A 7,179-nucleotide genomic window follows, 5' to 3' on the forward strand; every position below is an offset into this window, starting at 1 on the left:
CTATTGAAAGGCAGGCGCCATTAACTCTTGGTCTGCCTTTGAGATACCATACTTGCTGGCCACGCTACGCCAATTACTCACGGCTTCGCTGATCTGCTGGTGTATCGCTGCCGCCTGCTTTGGGGAAAGGCGGTAATAGTCTGCCGTGGCGAGTGCCAGCTCCGGATCCAGTGCGTTGTCTTCCTCTGTGATATTGAGCTTGAGGCCGGCCCCAGTCTCCACCGGGTTTAAATCATAGGCAGGAGATAGCCGCCAGCCCAAGGGGGTAAGGATGAAGCCGTGGTTGCGCAGATGGTCATCTGTGTTACTCACGTAGATGTTAAATAAAATTCGCCGCCAGAGTTCTTCCAGATCTTTTTCAGGAGCGGCACCCTGCGTGGTGATGAATTCAGCCAACTCAAGGTAGCTTACCCCATCCTGGTAGTCGATGCCGTCGTGATAACCCAATAGTGTCATGGCAGACGCGAAGTGAATACGCTCCCCTGTTTCAGTGCGGTCAAAGCGCTTGGTCAGGAAGGTGTGCTGCCTGGAGGCATAGCGCTCTATCTTGGCCTCTGCCATGCTAATACCCGCCATCAGAGCCAGCTCCTGCACCACCATCTCCCAAGCACCGACGTCCCTGTTATCGGTACGGCTTGGAAACTTGGCAATCCACAGCCTTCCTTTCTCGTCAGTCACCCCCGCCTTCGGTCTGGCTCCTCCCAATGAGGAACCAGGCGCCACCAGCAGGCTGAGCCATTTAAGGTATTCCTCGTCCTGATTGATGTCATCTTCCTCCAGCTTCTGGCTTGCATAGGCCAGCTCACGCAAAGCCGTCCAAGGCGGTGTAGCCATTTCGCGGTTGTCATTCAGGAAAGGGCCGTCTGGTGTTTGTTTAAAGCGCAGCGCCCCCATGCGGTGGCCGTCGTACACCCCCAGTAGGTAGTCACTCTCCAGCAGGCGCTGCTCCGCCCGCCCTTCCCTGCGGGCCAGCGCTGCTTCGCGCCTTCGCATCAGTACCCTGCCCCATCGGTCAGGGGAGGAATCCAGGAACACGCCGAAGTTGCTTTTCTCCTCCCCTGCCAGGAATTGCGGCCCCGTGTACAGCTGCAGCTCAGGGTCCAGCACCTGGACGTATTCGCTGCTAAGCCAGGTCTTCTCGTACTCAAAGGAGAACACCTCCTTGCCCCGCACGACGCTCGCCTGCAGCGTGCCCATCAGCCGAGGCCCTCCTAGCTCGACCCAGTCGGCGTACACATATATAGCGTTGGTTACCTTGTGCTTTGCCATCTTCTCTTAAGTATCACTTGAATGCTTAGGAGCCCTTTCTCGCACCGGCAGTTCTGCATCCTGCAACTTGCGGCCGAGCTTATCGTCTCGACCCACTTGCGCCAGGTCTTTTTCCAGTCCCAGCACCGCCAACACCTTGAAATAATTCCCCATGGCCACGGTGGGCTCCCCTTTCTCAATCTGGCTAAGTGTGGGCCGAGAAATAGCCGCACGTTCGGCCACTTGTTCGGTGCTGAGCCTGCGCCGCAGCCGGGCTAGCTTAATGTTTTCCCCCAGCTCAGCCAATAGCCGTTGCCAGGATGGGTATAAAGTTTTTGATTTGGCCATAACGTAAACTATATTTTACAAATATACCTAATTTTGTAAATTATAATTTACGTTATTTAAAATAAACATACTTCGCACATGCTGTACCGCTAATGTGTATAGCAGGAAATTTGTCAAGTTTTATAACTGAAAAACTTGACAAAGCAACGCAAGTGCGCCTGACTGTTAAAAGAAAAGCTTTATCCGACTTTTGTCCGACATTGGGCCAGGTTATCCGACATAGGATGCATGCTATCACTTATTCTATGGGTGCGGTGGTAAAAGGGGCAGGGTATCCATTCCCGAAGTCTCCAGTAAAATATTGCAACTCCAATTCCATGGGTTGACGGCTATTTGTTTAAAGCCCCAGTATCGCTGCCCAACATCTAGGCGCAACTCTATTTGCTTGTACTTGCCGCCAAGGTCGACTGGGCCGACGTGGAGTCTACCATCTTCGCTATGCTGCTGGATCGGGCACTACAGTTACTGTCGATTCTCCTCCACAACATCCCAGAAGTCATACTCGTGTACCAACACAGTCTTGGCTCCCGCCTTGCGCATGGCTATCGCCTTTTCTACCTTCCTGCCGTAGCAGGCAAAAGCCCAGCAGGGATTGCCACTGTCGCCTACGATTAAATAATTAGTGCTTTTCGTCACACAGCCGCTTACACGACCTCCTAGTTTAACCACTTCCTGCTCAATTTCCTTTCTTGAAGCTCGCTGGAATAGGCCTGTAAAGCAGAAGGTGCTGCCATCAAAGCGGATGTCAGGGTTCGATGTGCAGATTCCATTGATTTTTACCTCTGCAGTTTCACTCTTGATTTTTTGTGTCAGTGCTGTGTCCGTGAGTTGCGCAAACTCATGGAAGTAAGCCAATAGCCGTTTACGCTCCTCCTCATCCACTTTTCCGTCCGACAGTACTGAGGTAACCAAACTACTGATTTCATCATAGGGATAATATGAGTTTAAGTGCGCGTGATCTTCCAGCCATCTATCCAGTGCCTCGACTTCCTTATCTGCGACAATTCCATCGGAGAGAATGCCGTGACAGATGCCCTGCAGCACTTGGAGGTCCGCCGTCGCAGCATCATAAAAAATGCTGCCATGCTCGTACTTGCGGCACAGCCAAATAAGGTCCTCTATCAGCTCCGGTCGTGCCTCTTCCTCACGCACAGCCTCAGATATCAATAACATTAGCTCCTTGAAAGGATTCCTGTTTATCAGGTTCTGGTGCATAGCGCACCAGCTCTGCAATTCTGCTATCTCAGAGGCATTCACCTCCCCATCCATACGGATGCCTTCAAGAATGCCTTTCAGGGAGTTGATAGCTTTGTCCGCCTCACTCCGGGTTGTATGCTGGCGGTAAGTTAAATTCTCATATTCGCTTGTGTTCATCATGCTATAGGATTAGTTTTTCTAATATTTTAAAGCTTTGCTATGTCAAAGAAGCAGCTGTATTCAACACTGGTTTCATGCTGCTCATTAGGGTCCGGGTGCCGTCAAAGTCATGATACCTCTCCTTAAGGATGGCACTCTTAAACTTAAGAGGAAGCTTAACACCCCATTTCGAGAATTCCAGCAACGACTCATTTTGCTGGATGGCCTGCTCCAGGTGAAAGTCCACGTCGTCGATGAAGAGAAGCAGCTGCTCTGTTAAGTCGCTGAGTAAACCTGGGGCGATAGCAAGGGTAAAGCTACTGCTATGCTCATCGTAGCTGTGCTCCAGATCAAGGCAGTTAAGCAGGAAGGCAAGACTCCTGTTCACTCTGGTGCCGGTGAAGGTATACAGTACTACCTGCCCGTCTTTCACCAGAACAGGTCTTTCCAGAGAACAGTCCCTGAGCGGAAAGGCGGCAAAGTCCTTACGTAGCTCAGAGAGTACCTCCTGGCTCGGTTCATCAAGCTCGGGATAAACAGTAGACGTAAACAGGATCTGCAGCATCTTCTCCCTCACCTTGGGAGCCACGATGCCTCCCCTACCCAAGAACAGGGGCTTTTTACCATCGGCAGTGGGAGCGACTTCAATCTTTTTTGACTTAAAGTCCACATACCTGATCTTCCAGATTTTGGCAGCCAGCAGGATGTTCTCGTCCTCCCGTACCTGCTCCGTGAGCGGTATCTCCCCGATCGCTTTACCAGCATGCACGACCTTAAAGCTGGGTTCTGTCTTGAACACGCTGTAAAACTCCCGGGAGTTGACGACTCCCTCGCCCTCAACACCGATAATCAATTCCCGGTGCAGCAGTTCTAGCCAGTCATTATCCACCAGCTCCTGAATGATCTCATGAATTTCAGCCTCTCCGATCTCCTTGAAAGCGAAGTTTTCCCGTAGCCTGCTGACAAGTTCCTCCCTGGTGCAACTAGAGGTTTCCTTTACAATGGAGAGCGCCTGGTGGAGTAAAAGGTCATAAGGCTTTTCGGCCGTCCTGACAGGCTCAATGTATCCTTCCTGGAAAAGCAGCCAGCATGCCAGCGACTGCAGCAGACTCCACTTGTCCGTGGCATAAAGCAGGAGGTGGCTCTTTTCTCCTTCCCTTCTGCCGCTTCTGCCCACCCGCTGGATCAGTGAGGCTATGGAGGTAGTGGCATCCACCTGCACGACCTTATCCACTGAGCCGATGTCTATTCCCAGTTCCAGCGTGGAGGTGCAGGAAATGCAGAAGTTCTGCCGCTGGTTGTGCTTAGCGAAATGCTCCACATACTCCCGCACCTCCTTGTCCACCGAGGAGTGGTGCGAAAAGTAGTGCGGATGCCCTCCCACCCTCTCTGAAATCCGCTTGAGCTTCACGGCAATCTCCTCTGCCCGGCCACGGCTGTTGGGGAACACAAGCACCTTGTGATCATACGTCTGCTTATAAAGATCCTTTATTAGTTCCAGTGGCAATTCAGCGGCAGCTCCCATATGATACAGGAAGGAGGTGTGCATCTCTTTGGACGTTTTGTCCAGCAACACTTTCGTGTTGGCCTCATCACCTGTGAACTTCTTGGCCTCCGCATAGTCTCCGATGGTGGCTGATAGGCCCACAATGCAAAGTTTCCCTGCGCTTACTTTACCCAAGCGTGAAAGAATGGACTTCAGATGGATACCCCGGTCTGTTCCCAGGAACGAGTGGATCTCATCGATCACCACATACCTTAAGTTGGAGAACAGCGCCTTCATACTATAGGGGGCATTGACAAACATTGCCTCCAGCGACTCGGGCGTAATCAGCACGATTCCCTCCGGGGCCTGCACCAGCTTTTTCTTCTCTGTGCGGTTTGCCTCCCCATGCCACTTGGTCACCTTCACGTCCAGGTACTTGCACAGCTCCTCCACCCGGTGGAACTGGTCATTGATCAGGGCGATGAGCGGTGAGATATAAAGTACCTGGACGCCCGGATCCCGGAAGTTTACCTTGGAGAGAATAGGCAGAAAGGCAGCCTCCGTCTTACCAGAGGCTGTTCTGGAGGCCAGGATGTAATTGCAGTCGGTGGAGAGGATGTGCTGAATCGCTGCCCCCTGAATGGGACGCAGCGACTCCCACCGCTTGTCGCGCACGTACCGGCGGATTGGCTCAGATAGCAGCTCGTAGGCCATTACAGCACTTCTATTCCATCCACCAGGCTATCCACGGCCGACTCATCGGGTCGCTCGTCTCGGATCTCTATCTGGCCGAACAGCTGCCTTTTATCAACCCCCGGGTTCTGGCGGATGATGCTCAGGATATTCAGAAAATCACGGATCACCTCACGAGGCGTTAGAAACTCGCTCGCGCCAGGCTTGTTGAACATCTCCTCCATGAAAAGCTGGATCTCCTCATCCGTGATGTCCAACTGGGTTTTGTAGTTGAAGTCAAAGATAGCCTTCAGCTTCTTGAGCAGCACAAAGATCTCGTTGTGGTTCAGCGGCATCAGGCGAATGACCGGCTGTGAGAAATCCCGCACTTCCAGGGTCTCGAACTTGTTTGTCTCGAGTCTGGACTTAAGGGCATGGTAGCTGAAGAGCCCCCTGCGCTCGTTCTCGAGCACCTCGTGGGTGCCCGCGAAGTTGATGAAGAAGTTACTGACCTTACCCTGGAAGCAGTCATTGTAAATAGTCAGGATCTTCTCATAGTTTTTCTCCCGCATCACGGAAGTAGATATTTTATAAAGGTTTATCGCCTCATCCAGGTTAATCATGAATCCGCTGTAGCCCATGTTAACAAACAGCCTGCAGAAGTTCTTGAGCATGTCATAGTAATTCAGATCATTTATGATCTCACGTACTCCCAAGTCCTGCCGAGCCTCCGTTTTAGTGCGATACTCTCCCTTCAGCCATTTTAGGGCGCTTCTTCGCAGCTGCTCATTATCGCTGATATAGCCCTCGTAGTACTTCATGACCACCACCCCAAAATCAAAGCCGCCGACATCCGTGATTTCGTTCAGGGTTTGCATGATGCTGCGCTGGATTAGGGGCAGATGCTGTTCCTCCCGGATCTCAGTCAGGGAGATGCCTTCTGCCTGCGCCGTCTTCGAAACAACCTGCTCGATCCATTTTTCCAGCAGCGTTGCCAGCGCGCCGCCTTCTGGCTTGGTCTGGATGGCGATGTTGTCCATAATGGCCGAGTAAAGCGCCACTGCCTTGCCGTCATTGGAGTATAGCCTGTTATCTGGAGTGAAGTCAGCGTTGGCCACCACAAATTTCTGCTTCAGCGCCACGGTGTTCAGCAGGTGCATCATAAAGGATTTTCCGGACCCGAAGTCGCCGATCCAGAACTTAACCATGCTGTGCCCGTTCCTGACGTCCTCCAAAGCTTTGATGAAAGCCTCGATCTCGGCGGATCTCCCTACTGTTATGTGCTGCACGCCGATCTTTGGGACCACGCCGCCTAGCAGCGAGTTCACAATGGCGGTGGCTTCCTTTGGTTTGATGTTATCTGTCATTTTCTTAAAAGTTGTTGAAAGTAGTTTTCATAGATCGCATAGGTATCTCCGTCCTCTTCAATCAGCACGTCATCCAGCTGCTCGTAGCAGCTCTCGTTGATGCTGTCTATTAGTTGGTTCTTGAACACCCCTCGTGTTTTTGAGAAGGTCTCCACCTGTTGCTGTGCAAGCGACAGGTCACTGGACTGGAAGAGCTGCAGGAGCTCCTGCTGTACCTCATTCAGGGCAATCTCGGAGATAAACAGGCTTGCATTAGAAGCAGCAGTATTCGCTTTGATTTCCAACTGTATCTCCTCCCCTTCTGTCGCACTGTCGTCATCAGAGGAAGTGCCGCTCGCATCCATCGATGCCACAGGCTCATCTTCATCCTGCAGGTACTCGTTGAGCAGCTCCACTGTGCCAGAGTGCTGTTGCTGTACCTCCCGGATAGTGCTTAAGTCCAGCTGTATCTTCTTACGTTGCTTTGTGTAGACGCTGGGGACCTCGGCCAAAGCCTTTTGAAGATCTTTGTCTTCCAAGAACTGGTTCAGGATCTCCTCGAAGCGCTTCACCTGCCCGGTTTCCCTGAAGAGGCTTTTCTGGATCGTTTTGGTCAGTTGTTTGTTATCAACTGTGTTGGAATTAAGGTCATGGTGCAGGTAGTGCAGGAAGAAGCGAAGCGCCTCTTCCCTGTCGTGTTTCGAGACGAGCTTTGAGGCCTCA

The 7,179-nt window shown here is 52.0% G+C and carries 6 protein-coding genes; all 6 read right to left on the bottom strand.

What is annotated here, in order from left to right; translation table 11 throughout:
- A complete protein-coding gene (locus tag C8N40_RS20575) occupies nt 1-1,269 on the bottom strand; it encodes a type II toxin-antitoxin system HipA family toxin (RefSeq protein ID WP_211318159.1) in 1,269 nt (422 codons plus the stop codon).
- A 6-nt stretch (nt 1,270-1,275) separates the two neighbouring features.
- A complete protein-coding gene (locus C8N40_RS20580) occupies nt 1,276-1,596 on the bottom strand; it encodes a helix-turn-helix transcriptional regulator (RefSeq protein WP_108213698.1) in 321 nt (106 codons plus the stop codon).
- Between the two features lie 462 nt (nt 1,597-2,058).
- Entirely contained in the window at nt 2,059-2,973 is a 915-nt protein-coding gene (locus C8N40_RS20585) for a BRCT domain-containing protein (protein WP_211318160.1), read from the bottom strand.
- Nucleotides 2,974-3,010: 37 nt separating this feature from the next.
- Nucleotides 3,011-5,152: a DEAD/DEAH box helicase gene (locus C8N40_RS20590; protein ID WP_108213699.1), complete on the bottom strand. Its 2,142-nt coding sequence runs from the start codon at nt 5,150-5,152 to the stop codon at nt 3,011-3,013.
- Nucleotides 5,152-6,477, bottom strand: coding sequence for an ATP-binding protein (locus tag C8N40_RS20595; RefSeq protein WP_108213700.1), 1,326 nt, complete (start codon nt 6,475-6,477; stop codon nt 5,152-5,154). The genes C8N40_RS20590 and C8N40_RS20595 overlap by 1 nt, the downstream gene beginning before the upstream one ends.
- Nucleotides 6,474-7,179, bottom strand: a 706-nt coding sequence (locus tag C8N40_RS20600) for a tellurite resistance TerB C-terminal domain-containing protein (protein ID WP_211318161.1), incomplete at its 5' end; no start/stop codon positions are given. The genes C8N40_RS20600 and C8N40_RS20595, both read right to left, overlap by 4 nt.

It is taken from the genome of Pontibacter mucosus (assembly GCF_003054055.1).
GTDB lineage: Bacteria > Bacteroidota > Bacteroidia > Cytophagales > Hymenobacteraceae > Pontibacter > Pontibacter mucosus.

What these genes read in the sequence shown, in the direction of transcription:
- C8N40_RS20580 (WP_108213698.1), bottom strand. Translation starts at nt 1,596, where the DNA reads ATGGCCAAATCAAAAACTTTATACCCATCCTGGCAACGGCTATTGGCT.
- C8N40_RS20575 (WP_211318159.1), bottom strand. Translation starts at nt 1,269, where the DNA reads ATGGCAAAGCACAAGGTAACCAACGCTATATATGTGTACGCCGACTGG.
- C8N40_RS20595 (WP_108213700.1), bottom strand. Translation starts at nt 6,477, where the DNA reads ATGACAGATAACATCAAACCAAAGGAAGCCACCGCCATTGTGAACTCG.
- C8N40_RS20585 (WP_211318160.1), bottom strand. Translation starts at nt 2,973, where the DNA reads ATGATGAACACAAGCGAATATGAGAATTTAACTTACCGCCAGCATACA.
- C8N40_RS20590 (WP_108213699.1), bottom strand. Translation starts at nt 5,152, where the DNA reads ATGGCCTACGAGCTGCTATCTGAGCCAATCCGCCGGTACGTGCGCGAC.